General features: G+C 46.3%; 15 protein-coding genes and 1 tRNA gene. 6 read left to right on the top strand and 10 right to left on the bottom strand.

Annotated features, from left to right (window positions below):
• Nucleotides 1-198: 198 nt before the first annotated feature.
• From OCV81_RS15590 to OCV81_RS15580, 3 genes are read right to left on the bottom strand one after another with little or no spacing between them, the layout of a single operon-like run.
• A complete protein-coding gene (locus OCV81_RS15590; protein WP_148330848.1) occupies nt 199-825 on the bottom strand; it encodes an outer membrane beta-barrel protein in 627 nt (208 codons plus the stop codon).
• Nucleotides 826-846: 21 nt separating this feature from the next.
• Nucleotides 847-1,470, bottom strand: coding sequence for a DUF4136 domain-containing protein (locus OCV81_RS15585; protein ID WP_022352723.1), 624 nt, complete (start codon nt 1,468-1,470; stop codon nt 847-849).
• Nucleotides 1,471-1,485: 15 nt separating this feature from the next.
• Nucleotides 1,486-2,037 (bottom strand): DUF4251 domain-containing protein, encoded by a 552-nt coding sequence (locus OCV81_RS15580; protein ID WP_022352724.1) that lies wholly within the window; start codon nt 2,035-2,037, stop codon nt 1,486-1,488.
• A gap of 166 nt (nt 2,038-2,203) precedes the next feature.
• Between OCV81_RS15580 and OCV81_RS15575 the strand changes: the two genes are divergently transcribed.
• Nucleotides 2,204-2,878, top strand: a complete 675-nt coding sequence (locus OCV81_RS15575) for a hypothetical protein (RefSeq protein WP_148330847.1) — start codon at nt 2,204-2,206, stop codon at nt 2,876-2,878.
• Here the strand turns inward: OCV81_RS15575 and OCV81_RS15570 are convergent.
• The 4 genes from OCV81_RS15570 to OCV81_RS15555 all read right to left on the bottom strand — a co-directional run bounded on the left by OCV81_RS15570 (nt 2,835) and on the right by OCV81_RS15555 (nt 6,952).
• On the bottom strand, nt 2,835-3,470 hold the full coding sequence (locus OCV81_RS15570; RefSeq protein WP_148330846.1) for an epoxyqueuosine reductase QueH: 636 nt from the start codon (nt 3,468-3,470) through the stop codon (nt 2,835-2,837). The two genes, OCV81_RS15575 and OCV81_RS15570, sit on opposite strands and share 44 nt — an antisense overlap.
• Nucleotides 3,471-3,484: 14 nt before the next feature.
• Nucleotides 3,485-3,874: a MarR family winged helix-turn-helix transcriptional regulator gene (locus OCV81_RS15565; protein WP_148330845.1), complete on the bottom strand. Its 390-nt coding sequence runs from the start codon at nt 3,872-3,874 to the stop codon at nt 3,485-3,487.
• A gap of 3 nt (nt 3,875-3,877) precedes the next feature.
• Nucleotides 3,878-6,325 carry an FAD-dependent oxidoreductase gene (locus OCV81_RS15560; protein ID WP_148330844.1) on the bottom strand — a complete coding sequence of 816 codons (2,448 nt, stop codon included), beginning with the start codon at nt 6,323-6,325 and terminating at the stop codon, nt 3,878-3,880.
• A 132-nt stretch (nt 6,326-6,457) separates the two neighbouring features.
• Nucleotides 6,458-6,952: a GNAT family N-acetyltransferase gene (locus tag OCV81_RS15555; protein WP_148330843.1), complete on the bottom strand. Its 495-nt coding sequence runs from the start codon at nt 6,950-6,952 to the stop codon at nt 6,458-6,460.
• Between the two features lie 116 nt (nt 6,953-7,068).
• Here OCV81_RS15555 and OCV81_RS15550 point away from each other — a divergent pair.
• The 5 genes from OCV81_RS15550 (at nt 7,069) to OCV81_RS15530 (ending at nt 13,156) form a co-directional block, all read left to right on the top strand.
• Nucleotides 7,069-7,142 (top strand) — tRNA-Ala (locus OCV81_RS15550).
• Between the two features lie 81 nt (nt 7,143-7,223).
• Nucleotides 7,224-7,919, top strand: coding sequence for a response regulator transcription factor (locus tag OCV81_RS15545; protein WP_148330842.1), 696 nt, complete (start codon nt 7,224-7,226; stop codon nt 7,917-7,919).
• Nucleotides 7,916-9,286 (top strand): HAMP domain-containing sensor histidine kinase, encoded by a 1,371-nt coding sequence (locus OCV81_RS15540; protein ID WP_148330841.1) that lies wholly within the window; start codon nt 7,916-7,918, stop codon nt 9,284-9,286. Before OCV81_RS15545 ends, OCV81_RS15540 begins: the two co-directional genes overlap by 4 nt.
• Before the next feature lie 178 nt (nt 9,287-9,464).
• Nucleotides 9,465-12,113, top strand: a complete 2,649-nt coding sequence (gene mgtA / locus OCV81_RS15535; RefSeq protein ID WP_394802553.1) for a magnesium-translocating P-type ATPase — start codon at nt 9,465-9,467, stop codon at nt 12,111-12,113.
• The gene (locus OCV81_RS15530) at nt 12,110-13,156 is read left to right on the top strand and encodes a carbohydrate porin (protein ID WP_262640418.1); all 1,047 of its coding nucleotides are present in this window, start codon (nt 12,110-12,112) and stop codon (nt 13,154-13,156) included. The genes mgtA and OCV81_RS15530 overlap by 4 nt, the downstream gene beginning before the upstream one ends.
• Nucleotides 13,157-13,163: 7 nt before the next feature.
• On the opposite strand, the gene OCV81_RS15525 is transcribed toward OCV81_RS15530, so the two are convergent.
• From OCV81_RS15525 to OCV81_RS15515, 3 genes are all read right to left on the bottom strand, one after another.
• A complete protein-coding gene (locus OCV81_RS15525; protein WP_148330839.1) occupies nt 13,164-15,224 on the bottom strand; it encodes a beta-N-acetylhexosaminidase in 2,061 nt (686 codons plus the stop codon).
• Between the two features lie 135 nt (nt 15,225-15,359).
• Nucleotides 15,360-17,126, bottom strand: a complete 1,767-nt coding sequence (locus OCV81_RS15520; RefSeq protein ID WP_148330838.1) for a RagB/SusD family nutrient uptake outer membrane protein — start codon at nt 17,124-17,126, stop codon at nt 15,360-15,362.
• 14 nt (nt 17,127-17,140) lie between these two features.
• Nucleotides 17,141-20,374 (bottom strand): SusC/RagA family TonB-linked outer membrane protein, encoded by a 3,234-nt coding sequence (locus OCV81_RS15515; protein WP_148330837.1) that lies wholly within the window; start codon nt 20,372-20,374, stop codon nt 17,141-17,143.
• Between the last annotated feature and the right edge of the window lie 345 nt (nt 20,375-20,719).

Here is a 20,719-nt window from a genome sequence, read left to right as displayed (position 1 = left end):
GGAAGAAGGAGGCGATAACCGTTTGTTTCCATAGCTGCTGATGATTCGTTGTTTGCAAAGATACGATTTTATACGGTTTACTCCTCAGATTTTTACGTTGAGCCCAAAAAAAGAGGTATCCGAAAAGTATATACATTTCAGATACCTCTCATCCTTATCATAAAAGCATTCTTCATGCTTTATCCGTTACGAGTTCCGTCAAAAAATAACACCCAAGCGGAAACCCGCATGATTCTGACCTTCTATGTCACAAGTCAACGTCTGAGTCTTGTTCGTAGCATAGCTGTAGTAACCGGCTACATGGAATCCCCACTTCTTTCCTGTCGGATAAATCTTCAAACCAATTTCCGGAGATACATAGAATCCCCACGACTTGTCGTACACACCTCCACTGCCGAAATAAGTGGTGTAACGGGCAAACATGGCACCGGCCTTGACACCTATATATGGCTTGATATACCGGTTGGTAGAAAGATTATAGGCTCCCATGACACCAAACGGCAACTGGAAAGCCGAACGTTGCTGGTCGGTGGTCAATGATTCCGTAGGAGACAACGACAAGGTCTGACGCTCCACATACTGGTGGTTGGTGTGATAAGAAGCAAAAACTCCCACTTCCCAACGTGGAGTCAGTTCATAGCCCAACTCAAAATTCATACCCCATCCGCTCAGTTTATCCGCAAAATCGGTAGAAAAAGGAGCGTTCATCTGCCAGTCTATCTTCAAGGTTGTCTTACTGACATCGTATTGCGAAAATCCTTTTACAGCAACTCCCAGACACATGAAAGCCACCATTACTATTCTTTTCAATGCATTCATCTTCATTTGAAATTCCTCCTCTAGTAGTTAGTTGACCGATTTAATATAAGGTGACTGTTCAAAAGCCTGAACCACCGCATTCTGCAACATCTTCTGATTGAACTGTCCGCTATACTGGAATCCGGAAGCACTGGCATACCACACTACCGGAAGATTCTTTGTAGTACCATCGGATCCAGCCGAAAGATCCACCATTTCCATTACCAGTGTATTCGTATTATAGGAATACGACACCGGATACGGATAATACCAGCCCGACCAAGGTCCCCAGAACCCATAGTCCCACCAGCCACCCCAGTAGCCGCCAGTAATCACTTGAGTAGTCTGTGCCACGTAGGAAAGCTGTACTCCCACACTGGCCTCATCCTTCTTCTCCGGATCAAGGATACGGGTATATCCTCTGTCCTCCATTTCTTCAGCCACTTTATTGAGGATAGCCTTTGCATTCTCATCCTTCCAGTAAGTGGCACGGTATCCTCCCGCTTCCAAAATACTGTCGGGCAAGAAATAAGTCTTGTAGCTACCAAAATCGGCATCCTTATCATAATCAGTGTACACCACCAAGTCCGCGTCCAGTTTGTTCATATCAGGGTCTTTCTCACATGCCGATAACCCCAATAACAGACACGCAAAAAGAAACATCTTTTTCATAATACATCTCATTGATTAAAGTGAACGTCCTTTAAATATTGAACTCTTGCAGGCAGGTAAAATCACCCCGTTCAAGGTCAGACGATTCGAATTAAAGTTTGGCAAGATAGTTACCGTCGCATTGTTTGTACCCTTCGGCATACTGATGTCCAAACGGGCCGAAATGCCGGTTCCCATCACATTCATAGACAGATAAATCGTGCCTTTCTTATCGGTCTTCACTTCATAGGAAGACACCTTTCCATCCACAGTTACACCTCCCAGTCCGTTAGGACCTGCAGCTGGAATATTGAAGGCCACCTGTACAACCGCATCTTCTCCATTGACCGATACAAAATTGGTATTCGACGTCACATAAGCTGTCTGACCATATTTGAATACCACCTGATCAGCTTCAAGAGTGAACTTTTTCGCATTGATGGCTTCCACAGCTTCCACATACTGGATACTATCAATCTTCTCCTGAAGTGCCTTCTTTTCCGCTTTCGTCAACTCTACTTCCTGAGCCTGGATATGTCCAGCCATTAAGGCCAGCGCACATATCAAAATAGATACCATTTTTTTCATAAGTCTGCTACTTTAAAAGTTTACATCTAATAAACAAACATATCGTCCTTTTGCTGCATGAACCCTATTTAAAAAAGTATAATGTATACCCCCGTTTTCAAATAAAATTATTATCTTTAGAATATATAAAGAAATAATATATCAGCCAACCTTAAAAAAACGAACTATGACACACCTCAGCGAAATTACCCTATTAATTGCCGTCATTGCATTGGCCCTCTGGCCGGTCGTGCTGTTCATCCTGCGTTTCTGGCACGAACGCCGCAAACAGCTGGAACATATTGAGAGAATGACGAAGGACGAACTGGACGAAATCACCACAAAAGACCTCGTCATCAGCGTACTGAAGAAAATTGGCTGCCAGCCGAAAGTAAATGAGGAAAATCACATCACCTTCCAATACCAGGGAGACGATTTCTACATCGCCGCCGAAGAAGAAAACCGCTTCATCATGATATGGAACCCTTGGTGGGGCTCCATCAATGCCGACAATGAAGCTCTTCCCTATCTGAAGGAAATCATCAACTTGGCCAACGTGAACTCATTGGTCACTACGGTCTATATGGCCGACGAGGACGAAAAGACCATCGGTCTGCATTCCCGTTGTCACACTTTCTTCTCTCCCAACGAAGGAGAACTGGAAGAGCACATGAAAATGCTGCTCGACTATTTCTTCGACATGCACAATGTAATCAAGGACAACATGAACCAGCTGGGACAGGCTGCCATCAATGAGGAAGAAAAGAAGGAGCGCGTAAAAGTGAAAGGCTTCTCCGCCTACAAGGAAAACACCATGCCTATCGAGACGAAGAAGGAGACGGAAGCGGAGAAGAAGGAGTAGAAGGTTCTCCATCCGACTTGCGCATGCTGAACTCACAACCGCAATACTGCTGGTTGTAGAAATTATATTCCTTGATAATGGCGATGCGGCGCTCACTGAGTCCTCCCTTGCGCCAGTTCTGTTCCCACCATGTGACATCCGGATAGGAAGCCACAGCCCAACGTCCGGCCTCGTTTATCTGGTCCAGACTTTTCCAGCGCGAGGAAGCCAGCGTAGTGGTTATCACCGAAAAGCCGTGTTCATGAGCATAGCGGGCCGTATCGGCCAAACGCATCTTGAAACATTTCAGACAGCGACCTCCACGCTCTGGCTCATTTTCCAGTCCGGCCACCGTACATCGCCAGGCTTCGTGGTCATAGTCCGCATCCACAATTTCCAACCCCAGCGACTGGGCATAACGGGTACATTCGTCCTTGCGGATGGTATATTCCTCCAGCGGATAGATGTTCGGATTGCAATAATAAATGGTAGGACGCACCCCATGCTGCATCAGGCATTCAATAATGGCCGATGAACAAGGTGCACAGCAAGTGTGTAGCAACACTTTGTCTGCCCCACCGGGCACCTCCAGTTCAAATTTTTTCTTTTTCATCGCTTCCTCCCTTTTTATGCACACGATTCAGACGATTCATCCGTATAGGCCGCAAACAACGGTTGCAGGATTTCCGGCACCTCCACTCCTTCGTCACGTATGCCTTTCAGGCAACGGTACGCCTCGTCGGTCAATGAAAAATACATCTCCCGCTTGTCCTTCTCACCCAGGGTACGCACCAGCAGGTTACGTTCTTCCACCGCCCGGATTACCTTTGAAGCATGCGAAGGAGTCAGTCCGGTACGTTCTACAATCGTGCGGGCTGCCACCTGCTCCTTACCGATGGCACACAGCACCATAGCCTCGTTCAAAGACACCCCATGCGCCTGCAGCAAGTGCGATTCAAGATCAGAGAGAGCCCGGAAGAGCTCTCTCATCACACAGATACATTTTATTTTTTCCATACGTTAAATAAACAGATTGACATTGGCTTCTTCGGCACGGTCCATATAAGTGGCTACCCCACCAATGGTCACGTTGTCCAGCAGCTCTTCTTTCTTGACGCCCATCACGTCCATCGACATCTGGCAGGCAATAAACTCTACTCCGTTGTCAATGGCCTGCTGACGAAGCGATTCCAAGGAATCGATGCCTTTCTTCTGCATGATGTAACGCATCATCTTCGAACCCATGCCGCCCATGTTCATCTTCGAAAGCTTCAGTTTCCGTGAACTGGAGGGAAGCATCATGCCGAACATTTTTCCAAAAATGTCTTTCCGCACTGCCGGCTTCCGTTCCTTCTTGATGGCATTCAGTCCCCAGAAGGTAAAGAAAATGGTCACTTTCTTTCCGGTAGCCGCCGCGCCGTTAGCCAGCACAAAGGTAGCCAAAGTTTTGTCAAGGTCATCGCTGAAAAGAATGAAAGTTTTTCCCTTCTCTTCCGGTGCCCGGCGGACAGCCTCCATGGCGCAGGCCGTGGCCTTCTCTACCCGCACTTTATAGATTCCCCCTTCCGACTTCGAAGACAGGAAACGATTCCCGGTGGTACGGCACCACGCCTCGGCATCGCGCGGAAAACCCGCATCCGTGGCATGAATTTCCATCTGTTCCCCTGCTTTCAGTTCCTCCATCCCTTTCTTCAACCGCAAAATCGGACCCGGACACTGGATGCCGCAAGCATCAACCACGTGTACCTTCTTGCAGTCTGTGGTTCCTTCGGCCGTGTCACAAGAGCAAACCACCTCACATGCCTCATCCGGCTGGCAAACCGGAGTAACTGCCGCATTGTAGGTCTTGATACCGCCAATCAGGTTACGCACATCCTTGTAGCCATTGTCTTTCAGAATATTGGATGCCAGATACCCCCGCAGTCCCACGCCACAATACAGGAACACCGGCTTGTCCGACGGGATTTCCTTCATCCGCTCACGCATTTCATCCAAAGGTACATTGACCGCTCCGGCAATGTGGCCCAGTTCATACTCGTCTTTCGTACGAACATCAACCAGTGTAACCTTCGTCAAATCGGCCTGTTGCAATTCTCTCCAGTAAAGCGGAGTCATCTTGCCGCTCAAGATATTTCCGGCCACATAGCCCGACACGGCTACTGGATCTTTGGCTGAAGAGAAAGGAGGTGCATAGGCATGTTCCAGCTGCATCAAATCGTAGACCGTACCTTTCTGCTTGATGACCAATGCATATTCATCAATGCGTTTGTCCACCCCATTGTATCCCACAATCTGTGCGCCGTACAACCGACCGTCTTCCGGAGAGAAGGTGATCTTGATGTCCATCTGCAAAGCTCCCGGATAGTATCCGGCATGGGAACCGGAGTGGATGGTAGCCGACAAGTACGGAATGCCGAACGCCTTCAAACGTTTGGCGGGAAGTCCGGTAGAAGCCACGGTCAAATCGAACACCTTGGCAATGGCCGTACCAATGGAACCTTCATATTTTACTTTATTGCCAAACGTCATATTATCGGCTACGATACGTGCCTGACGGTTGGCCGGCCCTGCCAGGAAATTCAGCCAAGGCTTGCCCGTAATCGGATGCGGATATTCAATGGCATCGCCTACGGCATAGACAGACTCATCGGAAGTCTGCAAGTATTCATTCACGTAGATACCCTTCATTTCGCCCAACTTCAATCCGGCTTCCACGGCCAGACGAGTCTCTGCCCGTACACCGATGGAAAGAATCACCAGCTGTGCCTCAGCCTGCAAGCCCGACTGGAACTTCACCTTCAACCCGGACGCTGTTTTTTCAAAGGCTTCTACCGCCTGCTTCAAGTACAGTTTGACACCTTTCTGCTGCAGATGACTGTGTACCAAAGCCGCCATGGAGAAATCTACCGGTCCCATCACCTGGTCGGCCATTTCCACCACGGCTACCTCTATCCCTGCATGATGCAAGTTCTCGGCCATCTCCAGTCCGATGAAACCACCTCCTACGATGACGGCTTTCTTCACCTCATGACCCTGCATGTAATTCTTGATACGGTCAGTATCCGCCACATTCCGCAGAGTAAAGATTCCTTCACTATCAATTCCGGGCAGAGGGGGACGAACCGGAGAAGCCCCCGGAGAAAGCAACAGTTTGTCGTAAGTTTCGGTATACTCCTTTCCGTCTGAAGTGCGTACTTTCACTTCCTTACGGGCCGTATCGATAGCCGTCACTTCCGAACGTACCCGCACATCAATACGAAAACGGGTAGAAAAAGCTTCAGGAGTCTGCACAAACAAACGGTTACGATCCTGAATCACCCCACCTATATAATAAGGCAAACCACAATTGGCATAAGAGATGTATTCCCCGCGTTCAAACAAAATGATTTCGGCCTTTTCCGTGTTTCTCCGAATACGGGCAGCTGCAGTGGCTCCACCTGCTACTCCACCTACAATGACATACTTCATAGCTATTTCTTTTCTTTGTTATTATTTTCTATTGGAAACTATTTGCAAAGAAAAGAAATAATCGAGAAAAGAATAAATTTCCAGTGGAAAATATTTTACAATTAAGGATTATTAAGACGTTGCCGGAAATTCTTACGCTAATTTCTGATAAGCCAAGCGAGGGGTACCGTTGCTGATATAAATAATGCCACAATATACAAAGCCCATAGATTGCACCAAGTTCTGCATCACCTTGTTATCGGCATGCGTATCAATCCGCAAGCAAGGCCATTGACGGAAACACCAGTCGATACATAGTTTTCCGATTCCGTGACAAGAGCCGTCGGAAGCCAGACGATGAATCACATAATAAGGAGAATCATCCTTCCACTCCCCGTCCTCGATATAGGCATACGTGGGGTCGGGACCTTGAATGAAACAGAAGGTGGCCACTGCCTTTCCTTCTTCAGTCACACACACATAACAATGAGAAGCCTCTATTTCTTTCTGTATCAGTTCACGCTGTGGATAGCCGTTAATCCACTGATTCGGGTTTCCCGTACGACACATAAAACGACGGGCTTCTTCAAATATTTCCATCAAACGGTCCAAATCTGCCAATGAGGCCTTGCGTATCTGTAAATTCATAAATCTCCTTTTTACGAAAACCGACACAAAACTAATGGTTTTCTTTCGTTTCCCGGACGAATATGCTTGGTTTTTTAAAATATTATTGTACCTTTGTCACGTTTTCAAGCAATAATGGGGCATTAGCTCATCTGGCTAGAGCGTTTGACTGGCAGTCAAAAGGTGGCAGGTTCGAGTCCTGTATGCTCCACATTTCCTTTCCCCACCCCGTGGGAATTTTCCCCTGATAATCCATAAACAAACCTTGCCCCCTTATCCATCCACACTTATTATGTACAGCATTTTAATCATAGAAGACGATAAAAGGGTGGCCGACCTCCTGAAAACCGGATTGGAAGAAAACGGTTATACTACTTTTGTGGCATACGACGGTGCCATGGGACTACGACTTTTTCAGTCACATACTTTCCAACTGGTCATTTCGGATATCATTCTCCCCAAATTGGACGGATTTGAGCTTTGCAAGGAAATACGCAAACTCAACGCACAGATTCCCATCCTCATGCTGACGGCCCTCGGCTCCACGGATGACAAGCTGGACGGATTCGATGCCGGAGCAGACGATTATATGGTCAAACCTTTCGATTTCAGGGAACTGAATGCCCGCATAAAAGTTCTGCTGAAGCGGAAAAACGAAGCGGAGAATCCAGTTTCTCCTCCCGACAAACTGAATTACAAGGATTTGCAAGTGGACACCAGCCGCAGGGAAGTCACCCGCCAAGGGATTCCTATCCGTCTCTCCCCCAAAGAATACAACCTGCTGACCTATATGGTACAGTATCCGGAAAGAGTCATCAGTCGGGTGGAAATAGCCGAAAAGGTATGGAATACCCACTTCGATACCGGTACCAATTTCATCGATGTATATATCAACTACCTGCGCAAGAAAATAGACAAAGACTTCGACACCAAGCTGATTCACACCAAACCTGGAATCGGATTTATTCTTACCGACGAAAAGCCATGAAAATTAAGACCACCCTGACGCTCAAAAATACCGGAGTCATAGCCGTGGTATTTTTGTTGTGCATGAGCCTGATTTACCTGGTCAGCGAACACATCCGGAGCAACACTTTCTTCCATAACCTGAGAAGTGAGGCTGTGACCAAAGCACACCTTTTCCTGCAAGACCAGGTAGATGCCCACATCATGCAGTCCATCTATCTGAACAACAAAGAGTTTATCAATGAAGTGGAAGTGGCGGTCTATACCCCCGACTTCCGCATGCTTTACCACGATGCCGTCGAGAATGACATCATCAAGGAAAGTCCGGAAATGCTCACTCGCATTCTTCAAGAAAAAGAAATAGAATTCCACATCGGAAAGTACCAGGCCATCGGGATGGTCTATCCCTTTCAAGGAAAGGACTACATTATGACCGCCGCAGCTTACGACGGTTACGGCCACACCAACCTGCTGGAACTTCAGAAGACCTTAATCATTCTGTTTCTCTTCGGACTGCTGCTCTTGTTCGTGACCTGTTATTTTCTGGTACGGGCTTCTTTGAAGCCTATTCGGGAAATCGTAAGGGAAGTGGAGAATATCACGGCTTCCCATATCGACCGGCGATTACCGGTGAGAAACGAGAAAGACGAACTCGGAGAACTAAGCTTGGCCTTTAATGACTTGCTGGAACGACTGGAAATTTCATTCAACGCACAGAAGATGTTTGTCAGCAACGTATCCCACGAAATGAGAACGCCGTTGGCTGCCCTGATTGCGGAACTGGATTTAGCCTTGCAAAAGGAACGGACTGAAGCACAATACCGACAGGCCATGCAAAACGTATTACAGGATGCACGACGCATGACCAAACTGATTGACGGACTCCTCAATCTGGCCAAGGCAGATTACCAGAAAGAGCAAATCAAGATGCACGAAATCCGGCTCGACGAACTGCTGCTGGACACCCGGGAACTAATCCTGCGGGCCCACCCAGAATACCACATCGAACTGATTTTCGAACAAGAAGATGCCGAAGACGACCGAATGATTACCGTCATGGGAAACTCCTACCTGCTAAACATCGCCTTCGCCAACCTGATTGAAAACAACTGCAAGTATTCGGAAAACAAATCCTCCTTCGTCCAAATCTCCTACTGGGACAAATGGGCGATTATCCGCTTGTCCGACAATGGGATTGGTATATCGGATAAGGAAAAAGAGCAGATTTTCACTTTATTCTACCGAGGGGAACAAGACAAACAGACAGAAGGCCACGGCATCGGCATGGCACTTGCCAAAAAAATTATCGGGCTTCACCAAGGACATCTTTCCGTACATTCCAAGCAAGGAGAAGGCACAACCTTCACCATTGAGCTGCCTCATATCTAAAAGTTTCTTCTTCAGTTTCCACACCACACTATCAGAAAGACGGCCGGAAACAACCGGCAGGATTCTAATAGTTTTCTAATACCACTCTAATTATCCTCTAACAGGCCCTGCCAGAAGTATCGCTTACTTTTGCCGTGCGAAAAGGAAACAGAGTAATCACCCTATGAATTCAGGTATTATGTGGAAAAGAAGAAAAAGTAAGGAAACAAGCACATTCAATGCTGAAAAGGTATTTTTGGCAGCGACTCAGCCTCTCAACGCCGTATACAGCTATTTCCAGACAAGCAAGGGCGGACTGACCCACGAAGAAATAGAAAACCAACAATTGATTCACGGAAGAAATGAGGTAGAACACGAACAGAAGAAAAATCCAGTTTCTACCTTCATCAAAGCCTTTATCAACCCCTTCATTGGCGTGCTGACCATACTGGTAGTCATTTCTTTTGTACTTGATGTCTTGCTGGCCAATCCGGGAGAACAAGATTGGACCGCCATCTTTATTATCCTCACAATGGTAATTGCCAGTACCATCCTCCGCTTTTGCCAGGAATGGAAAGCCAACGCTTCCAGTGAAGCATTACTCAAGATGGTGACCAACACCTGTTACGTAAGACGTGCCGGACAGCACGATGAAGAAATCAACATTGCAGAACTGGTTCCGGGCGACCTTGTCATGATTGCCGCCGGCGACATGATACCCGCCGACCTCCGCATCATCGAAGCAAAAGACCTGTTTGTCAGCCAGTCTTCTTTGACAGGAGAATCAGATCCGATTGAAAAGCGCCCGGAAGCCAAAGGGAACAAACATTGCAAAGGGAGCGTAATAGAACTGGAAAACATCTGTTTCATGGGCTCCAACGTAGTCAGCGGTTCGGCCACCGGCATTGTCATTGCCACCGGAAACGACACTTACCTGGGCACTATTGCCCGCAGTATTGCCGGACACCGTGCCGCCACCGCCTTCGACAAAGGAATCAGCAAAGTCAGCTTCCTGCTTATCCGCTTCATGCTCATCATGATTCCCTTCGTGTTTCTGGTCAACGGAGTGACCAAAGGCGACTGGCTGGAAGCTTTTATCTTTGCCGTATCGGTAGCCGTGGGCCTCACGCCGGAGATGCTTCCGATGATTGTGACGGCCAACCTTGCCAAAGGAGCCGTAGCCATGTCCAAGAAGAAAACCATCGTAAAAGACTTGAATGCCATTCAGAACTTCGGGGCCATGAACATTCTCTGTACCGACAAAACCGGTACCCTCACCTGCGACCAGATTGTATTGGAAAAATACATCAATGCCGACGGGAGCAGCGATGAAAGCCGCCGTATTCTGCGTCATGCCTATTTCAACAGCTTCTTCCAGACCGGATTGAAAAACCTGATGGACAAGGCCATCCTGTCGCACGTCAAGGAACTGTCATTGGAATACCTGAAAGACAACTATGTCAAGGTGGACGAAATACCGTTTGATTTCACCCGGCGGAGAATGTCAGTCGTGGTAGAAGACCGACAAGGTAAACGACAGATTATCACCAAAGGTGCCGTAGAAGAGATGCTGGCCATCTGCTCACATGCCGAATTCGACGGAGAGGTACATCCCATGACGGAAGCCCTGAAACACAAGGCGCATCGTATCATCGAGCAGATGAACAAGCAAGGCATGCGGGTCATTGCCGTAGCGCAGAAAAGCTACCTCGACAAAGCGTGCGACTTCTGTGTGGAAGATGAAAAAGAGATGGTACTGATTGGCTATCTGGCCTTTTTGGACCCACCCAAGCCATCGGCAGCCAAGGCCATACAGCAATTGCATGAACACGGAATTGAGGTCAAAATCTTGTCTGGAGACAACGATGCCGTGGTGCGTACCATCGCCCGGCAAGTGGGCATCAACACTACCAACGCGCTCAGCGGCCCTCAACTGGCCGACTTGAATGAGGAGGAAAAGATGAAAGCGGTACGCGAGACGACCGTCTTCTCCAAACTGACTCCCGTGCAGAAAACGGAAATCATCACCCTCCTCCAAGCACAGCAAAATACCGTCGGCTTCTTAGGTGACGGTATCAACGATGCGGCAGCCCTCCGCCAGTCAGACATCGGTATCTCGGTCGACTCAGCCGTAGACATCGCCAAGGAAAGTGCCGACATCATCCTGCTGGAAAAAAGCCTGATGGTATTGGAAGACGGGGTACTGGAAGGAAGAAAGACCTTCGGCAACATCACCAAATACATCAAGATGACCGCCAGTTCCAATTTCGGCAACATGTTCAGTGTCATGGCAGCCAGTGCTTTCCTGCCCTTCCTGCCCATGCTTCCCATTCATCTGCTGATTCAGAACCTGCTGTATGATATTTCGCAGACCACCATCCCCTTCGACCGGATGGATGCGGAATACCTCCGGAAACCCCGGAAATGGGATGCCTCCGACCTGAGCCGCTTCATGATTTTCATCGGTCCCATCAGTTCCATCTTCGACATCGTCACTTATCTGGTGATGTGGTTCGCCTTCGGCTGTCAGAGCATGGAGCATCAGACCCTCTTCCAGTCCGGATGGTTCATCGAAGGCCTGCTGTCGCAAACACTGATTGTACACATGATACGTACGCGGAAAGTGCCGTTCATACAAAGCCGTGCCTCCTGGCAGGTAACCGGACTAACCCTGCTCATCATGGCTACTGGCATCCTGATTCCCTTCACCCCGTTTGGGACCTCCATCGGTCTGGAAGCTTTGCCTGCAAGCTATTTCCCCTGGCTGTTCGGCATCCTGCTCTCCTACTGCGTACTGACACAACTGATTAAGAACTGGTACATCCATCGTTTCACCAAATGGTTATGACAAAACTTATCAAATACCTACTGGTCATCGCAACGGTATCCTCTTGCCGTTGCTTTGCCCAGAAACTCCTGATTAATTATACCACCGAACTGCAGAGCGATTTCAAGAAAGGAGCCAACTGGGTGAATTTGTTACGGTTGGATTTTTCCGCCCCGCTAGGCCCGTCTGCCACCCTTGAAGCAGCCACCCTCAGCACGGCCAAAACCCGAGCTGAGTCTTTGGCCAACGATTTGCAGACCTTTTCCAACATCGAAGAAGACAATCACCCGCTTGCCGCAGCCATACTGGGCATCCGGCAGCCAATGGGAAACTCCAGCCTGTTCATCGGCATCCGCAACCTGAACGAAGACTATTTCACTTCGCCAGCCACCAGCCTGTTCACCAACAGCTCATGCGGCATCTTCCCCACCCTGTCGGCCGATTATCCCATAGCCAACTATCCGGTGTCTTCCATGGGGATACACTACGAGCTGCAACATGCTCAATGGAGTCTGCAAGCTTCTTTGTATAACGGAAAAGCCTCCTATCGCTTTACAGGAAAAGAAAATGTATTCCGTTTCTGCCCGAAGCACGACGGGATACTCTGTCTCACCTCATTCAGCTACCAGCATCATGACAGCAATTATCACATGGGCTTTGCTTTACATAGCGGGATGTATCGGAGTTATGCAGAAGGAGATACGGAACAAGCGTCCCCAAAAGAAAAGAAAGAAATCCGGAAAATAATCTGGGGATACGCAGAACAGTCAATCACTCCCCGCCTGCAAGTGCTCTTACAGGTTTCTGCCCAATGGCACGCCAGCCAAGGATGCAAACACTATTCCGGAGCAGGCCTTGTATGGCAATGTGGAAAAACAGAAGGCGGAGTATTCACCGATTATGCCCGTTTCTCCCATTCACACGAATGGGCCAGTGAATTCATTTGGAAGATTCCCTGCCTGGGCAAAGGGTTCATACAGCCCACCTTGCATCTGATTCATCAGCCGGAAGCACACTACCTGATTGGCCTGTTGCGCTTCGGGTACATGCTTCCGGCTCTCTGATATAGAATTATTTCACTACAATCTCGTCGGTAAACAAGAATCCACCGGCTTCAGGATTGATGTCAGCCTGTACCCGCACGTAACGAGCCTCGCAAGTGCCCTCCCATGCATAATTCTGGATAGTCAGCTTTTCATCCGTAATTGGCAGTGTCGTCGTAATCGTTTTCAACAACGTATATTCCTTTCCGTCGTCCGAAACCAGGAAACTGACCTTCTGCGGCAGGAACACACCCGGACCTATCAACTGCATGAAGTCGATGGAAAGCTGGCGGATAGGCTGTGATTTCTCCAAATCCACCACTGCGTCCATTCCTTTTCCAAGGAATCCCTGCCAGCGCAAATCGGTATAGACCCATCCCCCATGGATGCCGTTGGTCAATGCTCCGTCTCCTCCTGCCGGATAAGAATCTGCCGCATAAGGCCGCAGATACTCTACCTTCTTGCCTTTTGCCAGGTGGTTGTCGACACTCAGTGCCTCCGGACGGTTGCCCACTTCATTCTTCAAGTCAAAAGTATTGTATCCCAATGAATCCAACACCTCCACTTCCTGCAAAGCCTCCGCATGGAAACGCTTCCAGTCCTTCCGCTCCGGGTTGGTCCAAGCCACCTCGGCCAATGCCAGCAAACGAGGATAAATCATATATTCCGTATGTTCCGGCGTAGACAAATATTCTGCCCATACATTTCCTTGAACTCCCCACACACAATCCAGCTTATCTGCCGGGAAAGCCGGGGTTACAGGCTCATAAGAATATACCTTTTCCAACGGAAGATACCCTCCAATGGCTTCAGGCTGTGTGCGCGGCGCATCCTGATAACTGTCAAAATAACAATAGGCACCCGGCGACAGAATCGTACGCAGCCCTCTTTTCACCGACTCGGCTCCCTTATCTTCTCCGCGCCACACGGTCACAGCCGAAGTTTCATCCAACTCGCCCGTCAGTATTTCGTCCCAACCAATCATCTTGCGACCGTTCTCCCGCAAGAACTTTTCAATTCTGGAAACAAGATACTCCTGCAGCTCGCCTTCTTCTTTCATCCCTTCTTCCTTCATCCGTGCCTGACAGTCGGGACATTGTTTCCAGTGATTCGTGCTGGCCTCATCCCCTCCGATATGAATATATTCCGACGGGAAAAGCGCCATCACTTCCTTCAACACATCGGTCAGGAAAGTGTAAGTCAATTCTTTTCCAGGGCAAAACTCGCCCCCGGGCTTCAAATCACCCCCGCAGGCCAACTGCGGAAGGGCAGCCAAGACTTCCTCCGAGTGAGCCGGCATCTCAATCTCCGGAATCACCGTAATATGAAGCTGACGGGCATATTCCACAATCTCTTTCACATCTTCCTGCGTGTAGTATCCTCCGGAAGCCCCCGGAGCATCCTGCCGGCAATACGTCCGTCCGCCGTTCCACCAGCTTTTCCAGTCCGGGAAAGGACGAAAGGCTGTTTCACGCGTCAACTCCGGATATTTCTTGATTTCAATCCTCCATCCTGCTCCATCGGTCAGATGCCAGTGGAAACGGTTCAGCTTGTAACGAGCCAATGCATCCAGCTGCTTCTTGACAAATTCTTTGGTATAAAAATGACGTGACACGTCCAAATGCATGCCTCGGTATGCGAAACGCGGTGCATCCTCGATGGTCACCTCCGGCAACAGGAAGGTATTGTTTCCCGCCGGCTGTACCAACTGATTCATCGACTGAAAAGCATAGAACAAGCCGGAAGCAGAAGTGGCCTCCACTTGAATCCCCTTTTCCGTCACCTCCAACCGATAGGCTTCCTCCTTCATCTGCGACTGTTTCGGACTGAGCAATTTAAACACAATATCCGTCTTTCCCCTCTTTTTATAAGTCAATGCAAAAGGAGACTGACCGACATATTTTACAAAATCTTCCTTATCCGCCCCTTTCAGGTTACATGAGAAAGAAGCATTTTTCTGAAGAACAAAATGACCATCACCCACCACCATCTGTTGAGGATAAGGAATGACATAACTCTCCGATACAGAAGAAGCCACGGCCGAAAACGCCATCGCCACAAAGAAATAAAGGAATAACAAGGATTTCATCTACAAAGTAATTAAAGGGTACACTATTAATAAGAAATTACCCAAGCATACATTAATTAGTAAACTTGGGTAACTTCTACAGTTCAAAGATAAAAAAATCTTTTCAAAGTAACATCATATAACCGCTGCTAAATTTTACCAACCTGGATTCTGTTTAATATTAGGCGCTTTACCTATTTCATCCGTTGGAATCGGTGACAAATAATGCTTAGGATCTTCAAATACAGGAGTCGGACTCTGACCCGCATAACGTTTTTCATAAATAGTCAAAGCTCCATCGGAATTGACTCCTACAGTCTCTTTCAGTTCTGCAAGTTCTTCTTCCGAATATCCCGCTCCTTCTATAATAATTCCCAAACGAGGTGCAGTCAGCAAATTACCACATTTCCAACGACGGATATCATCATAACGTACACCTTCGGCAAACATTTCAATACGACGTTCACGACGGATTTCTCGAATTAATTTTGCATGATTTCCAGAAACATTAGGATAAGCATCTGCAATTACAGGATCATCAAATGGTACAGTCAATTCTAACTTTTTATTAAATCCTACACGTTCACGTAACTTGTTAATAGTCTCATCCAAATCAGTCTGAGTAATCGTACCTAATTCTGCTGCAGCTTCAGCCCGAATCAACATAATTTCACCTAAACGGAACACTGGAGCATCTTCAGTTCCCTGATAATGAGATGCACTGTATTCAGCCGCATTATAAAACTTTACAATCGGATATCCGGTAGAACATCTGCTAGGATTACCTGTATTGGTGACAGAAGCAATATTGGGAGCCATACCACCCATATAATAACAATGATCTGCATCACTCACATCCGGAGTTGCCGTTGTTTGCAACAAACGAGGATCACGGTTAGCCAGCTCAGCAATCAATGTAGTATGCTGTGTATGCCCCGGACAATTACACAAAGAAATCGGCAAACCTGTAGTAGCACACAAATAAGAATCTGCACAATTCTTGCTCATGCCCAAAGGAGTCTCACCCACAAAAATCTGACGAGTCAAATTATTACCTTTGTCAATTCCCGGATCGTACGCCTTCGACAAAATGACTTCCGGATTTGTAGACTGATCAGCCAAACAGAACAATTCATGATAAGCTGTTGCCGGATTGGAACCCTGATACAACGAATAACCATATTCAGGCTTCATCAGTTCACAAGCTGCATTATAAGCCTCTGTCAGGAACTTGTCGGGATCCTCAAGCCCATGATATTTACGCCAAGTACCTTCAAACAAGCACATACGAGCCTTCAAAGCCAATGCAGCATCCTTGCTGATGAGAGTTACATCGGTCTTTTTCGGCAGCCATTCAATCGCTTGGTTAATGTCTCTCAACATATTGTCCATCACCAAAATGCGTGAGTCACGTGCCTTATACATTTCTTCATCGCCTGGATTCATTACCTTTTCAAACCAAGGAACATCTCCATAAGCCTTTACCTTATTAAAATAATCCAACGTCTTAAAGAAAAGGATCATCCCTGCATACTTATGTTTTATATCTTCAGTTTCCGGAGATTGTTCATAATTCGCAAGAAAATCATTACATGCACGGATATTTTCCCAGTTCCACTGTGTGCCACTTGCACTAGAGGGCACCGTAGCCAAGCCAAAACTTGTCACATTACGCTCCCAGGGCAACACATCATCACTTGTAAAATCATCCCCTAACATTCCCCAATCATAACTTTTGGGAGCTCCGTAACCCACAATTAATTTCGGATAAAAATCATTACAATATTGCTCCAACGCAGTTGCATTAGCTGTCGTAAAGAATTGATCCTTACCAATGGCGTCCAATGGCTCTCTGTCCAAGAAATTACAACTAGACAATGCCATGGCAAACAGACACCCGGTTAATATAGATATTTTTTTCATAATCATAAATCTTTTTAGAATGTGAGATTAATACCAAATGAATAAGAACGGCAGAACGGATAATTCTTCATATCCGAATTCAATGTACCTACCATTCCATCCGATGACTTCTGATATGTATTTCCCGTCATATCCGGATCTACATATTTATATAAACCTGTAGCTTCCCACAAGTTCTGACCACTGAAGAAAATCTTCAACTGAGATACACCAATCGGTTCCAACCATTTCTTCGGCAACGTATACCCAATGGTCAAATCACGCAAACGGATATAAGATGCATTCTGCAAATACTTAGTCTGAACCTGTCGGCTTCGGCCATTCCACAATGGCACAGGATAATATGCATTCGGATTTTCTTCTGACCATGAGTTATCCACATGATAATCATTGATTGCACTGTTCCATACGCCATTAAATCCCCAAAAGACTTCACTGCTAAGCCACAAATCACGTTTCATCACTCCCTCAAACAAAGCTCGTACATCAAAATTCTTCCAGCTCAATCCCAAATTGATATTGAAACGATAACGAGGAGTTTCGTTGCCAATAATAGACTTATCACCGTGATTGCTCAAGGTATTGATAGGCCCTTTCTCACTGTCACCTTCATTAACAACTCCATCCCCATTCAAATCTGCATAACGGATATCTCCCGGAATCCATGTATTCGAGATATAAGACTGACGGACAGACTGTTCTGAAGCCTCTGCAGCATCCATAATAAACCCATCGGTTGTATATCCCCAGATTTCACCCAAACGCTTACCTACGTAAAGGTCGTTCAGAGTTCCTGTAGGATTATCATACTTTGTAATAGTAGAATAACTATCAGAAAGACCGATTCCAATATTATATTCCAACGGACTTCCTGCCACATCATTGATACGATCCGTCCAATTCAATGAAAGTTCCCATCCGTTAGTTCTCATACTTGCCAGGTTTTCTTTACCGCCACTCGTTCCCATTGTGTTAGGATAAGCCTTTGAAACCACCATATCGGTTGTATAGCGTATGTAATAATCAAACGATGCAGTCAAACGGTTGTTCAGCAACCCTAAATCAAGACCAAAGTTGGCTGTAGTCACTTTTTCCCAAGTTACATTGCTATAAGCCAATGTAGCCGGAGTAATGCCTGAAGGAATTTTTCCAGAAAGTACATAATTCAGGTTTTCACTTCCAACAGTTCCTATGTAATCAAAGTTTCCATTCGTCACCTGGTTACCAAGAGAACCTACAGAAGCACGTAACTTGAAGTTATCAAACAACTTACGAGCTGGTTCAAAGAACTTTTCTTCAGAAACACGCCATCCCAAAGAAGCAGAAGGGAAGAATCCCCACTGACTGCCGGATGCATATTTGGAAGAACCATCATAACGTCCATTCAATTCCACCAAATAACGTCCTTTATAATCATAATTCACACGGAAGAAAGCACCTTGGACAGCCCAGACAGTAGCAGCCTCAGACAGTGTTTCCTTATCCTTTGCCATATCAATGATGGGGAAATCATTTACATACAAGTTGGCAGCTACCCCATACATATCACTGGTATTTTTACGTTCCTGGTTATATCCCACCATTACAGAGAAAGAATGATCCTTAATTTGTTTCTTGTATTCAGCCCACACATTCAGTGCTTCATAAGTATCATCATACTTTCTCAATCCAGCCTTATTAGTAGGCATCTTGGCTGTTTGCGAACCATCTGGATTCAGCTGATAAATTGTCTTTAAGTGTTCGCGTTGCGTACGGAAATAGCGGTTTCCCGTATAATCTCCCTTGATAGAAAGACCCTCGAAAGGAGTGATATTAAATGAGCCTGTATACCAGATATCGTCATATACATTTTTCACACGTCCAGCTTCCGCCAAAATACCAGCATAGTTATAGTTGAAGTTACTACCTTCCATTGCTGCGAAATGCTGTCCATCCGGCAAATAGATAGGAATAAACGGGAAAGAACGATACACCTCATAATAAGGAGAACTACCCATATAAGCCTGAGTATTGGGTTCATCCGATTCGCTGCGGTTATATTTTGCCCGGAATCCGATTTCCAGCCATTTAGTCACTTGTGAAGTAAAGTTGAACGACATGTTGATACGCTTATAGGTGTCTGTACCATAAGCTAGCAAACCATCTTGTCCTTTGTAACCGACGGAAGCATAGTAAGCATTCTTTTCCGTACCACCTTGAATACTGGCATTATGCTGCTGCATGAAAGCCGCACTCTTGTAAAATTCATCAAACCAATCTGTATTTCCAGCATAAGCCCATTGTCCCTTAGCCGTAAAAGCACCTGTTTCATCCAAGAAAGCAGACGGACGGCTAGGATCTTGACAATACGCATGTACAGCGTCCACCAGTTCCTGACTGAAATAGCCGCTACCACTTGTATTCGTATTCGCTAACTGTACGGCATCAATCCATTTATCGGAAGAAATACCATCAGGAAGACGTGACGGAGCCGACCATGAGAAATTGTTATTGTAGTTGACGGTTACCTTCTGTCCTTTCTTACCTTTTTTAGTTGTAATAAGAACCACACCAAATGCGGCACGCGCACCGTATACGGCTGCAGAAGAAGCATCTTTCAACACAGAAACACTTTCAATATCCTGAGGATTCAGTAAAGAAATATCATTGGTTTCCACACCATCCACCAATATCAATGCCGAACCACCATTCAAAGAGGTAATACCACGCACGTTAAATGTAGCCGTTGCATTCGGATTACCACTCGGCATCGTAATATTCAAGTTTGGAATGGCTCCCTGCAAACCTTGAGCCAGGTTGGCAATCGGACGGTCTTCCAACATATCGCCTTCTGTCATGGCAACCGCACCTGTCAGATTCACTTTTTTCTGCGTACCATAACCTACCACCACGACTTCTTCCAAGGCCTGAGAATCTTCTTTCAATGTAACGGACATGGGTTTTCCGTTCCATTTAATTTCCTGAGTCACATATCCAATAAAAGAAATCTGGATCACATCCCCCACTTTAACACCCGGTAAGGTAAACCGACCATCCAAATCAGTCACCGTACCAACCGTAGTGCCCTTTATCATTACAGAGGCACCAATCACACTTTCACCTGTAGCGTCTGTTACAACACCATTACAGTTTTCTTGCTGCTGTCCAACATTTATACCCAAACTTTCTGCAAAAAGCGGAGCATTCATGCAAAACGAACCACCTAACAACAGCATCAATGCGTTTACTAATCTAATTCTTTTTAGCATAACAACAAATTTTGATTTAAGAAACAAGGTTAGCATTATACTTTTATATTATATATCAGAAATAAGGCTAACATTTACTTTACAAATATAAACAAAATATAATGAAATCACAAATAAACACAAACATTTTTAAATTTCTTTACAGTCAAGATTCAAACAAGTAAAAAAAAGGATAAATACAACAAGATAATTCACAACCATTTAATCAAGAAAAATGCAACGAACAACCAGACTACACATTTGTATATTCTGGCTCAACGTAAAAATCTGAGGAGTAAACCGTATAAAATCGTATCTTTGCAAACAACGAATCATCAGCAGCTATGGAAACAAACGGTTATCGCC

Origin of the sequence: Phocaeicola fibrisolvens (genome assembly GCF_025567125.1) — a bacterium.
In the GTDB taxonomy this organism is placed as follows: domain Bacteria; phylum Bacteroidota; class Bacteroidia; order Bacteroidales; family Bacteroidaceae; genus Phocaeicola; species Phocaeicola fibrisolvens.
Note: the sequence above shows the minus strand (reverse complement) of the source record. Positions and strands in the feature narration are given on the sequence as shown.

Bases quoted from the DNA above. Each gene is read 5' to 3' on its own strand.
- OCV81_RS15590 (WP_148330848.1), bottom strand. From the start codon at position 825: ATGAAGATGAATGCATTGAAAAGAATAGTAATGGTGGCTTTCATGTGT.
- OCV81_RS15585 (WP_022352723.1), bottom strand. From the start codon at position 1,470: ATGAAAAAGATGTTTCTTTTTGCGTGTCTGTTATTGGGGTTATCGGCA.
- OCV81_RS15580 (WP_022352724.1), bottom strand. From the start codon at position 2,037: ATGAAAAAAATGGTATCTATTTTGATATGTGCGCTGGCCTTAATGGCT.
- OCV81_RS15575 (WP_148330847.1), top strand. From the start codon at position 2,204: ATGACACACCTCAGCGAAATTACCCTATTAATTGCCGTCATTGCATTG.
- OCV81_RS15570 (WP_148330846.1), bottom strand. From the start codon at position 3,470: ATGAAAAAGAAAAAATTTGAACTGGAGGTGCCCGGTGGGGCAGACAAA.
- OCV81_RS15565 (WP_148330845.1), bottom strand. From the start codon at position 3,874: ATGGAAAAAATAAAATGTATCTGTGTGATGAGAGAGCTCTTCCGGGCT.
- OCV81_RS15560 (WP_148330844.1), bottom strand. From the start codon at position 6,325: ATGAAGTATGTCATTGTAGGTGGAGTAGCAGGTGGAGCCACTGCAGCT.
- OCV81_RS15555 (WP_148330843.1), bottom strand. From the start codon at position 6,952: ATGAATTTACAGATACGCAAGGCCTCATTGGCAGATTTGGACCGTTTG.
- OCV81_RS15545 (WP_148330842.1), top strand. From the start codon at position 7,224: ATGTACAGCATTTTAATCATAGAAGACGATAAAAGGGTGGCCGACCTC.
- OCV81_RS15540 (WP_148330841.1), top strand. From the start codon at position 7,916: ATGAAAATTAAGACCACCCTGACGCTCAAAAATACCGGAGTCATAGCC.
- mgtA (WP_394802553.1), top strand. From the start codon at position 9,465: ATGTGGAAAAGAAGAAAAAGTAAGGAAACAAGCACATTCAATGCTGAA.
- OCV81_RS15530 (WP_262640418.1), top strand. From the start codon at position 12,110: ATGACAAAACTTATCAAATACCTACTGGTCATCGCAACGGTATCCTCT.
- OCV81_RS15525 (WP_148330839.1), bottom strand. From the start codon at position 15,224: ATGAAATCCTTGTTATTCCTTTATTTCTTTGTGGCGATGGCGTTTTCG.
- OCV81_RS15520 (WP_148330838.1), bottom strand. From the start codon at position 17,126: ATGAAAAAAATATCTATATTAACCGGGTGTCTGTTTGCCATGGCATTG.
- OCV81_RS15515 (WP_148330837.1), bottom strand. From the start codon at position 20,374: ATGCTAAAAAGAATTAGATTAGTAAACGCATTGATGCTGTTGTTAGGT.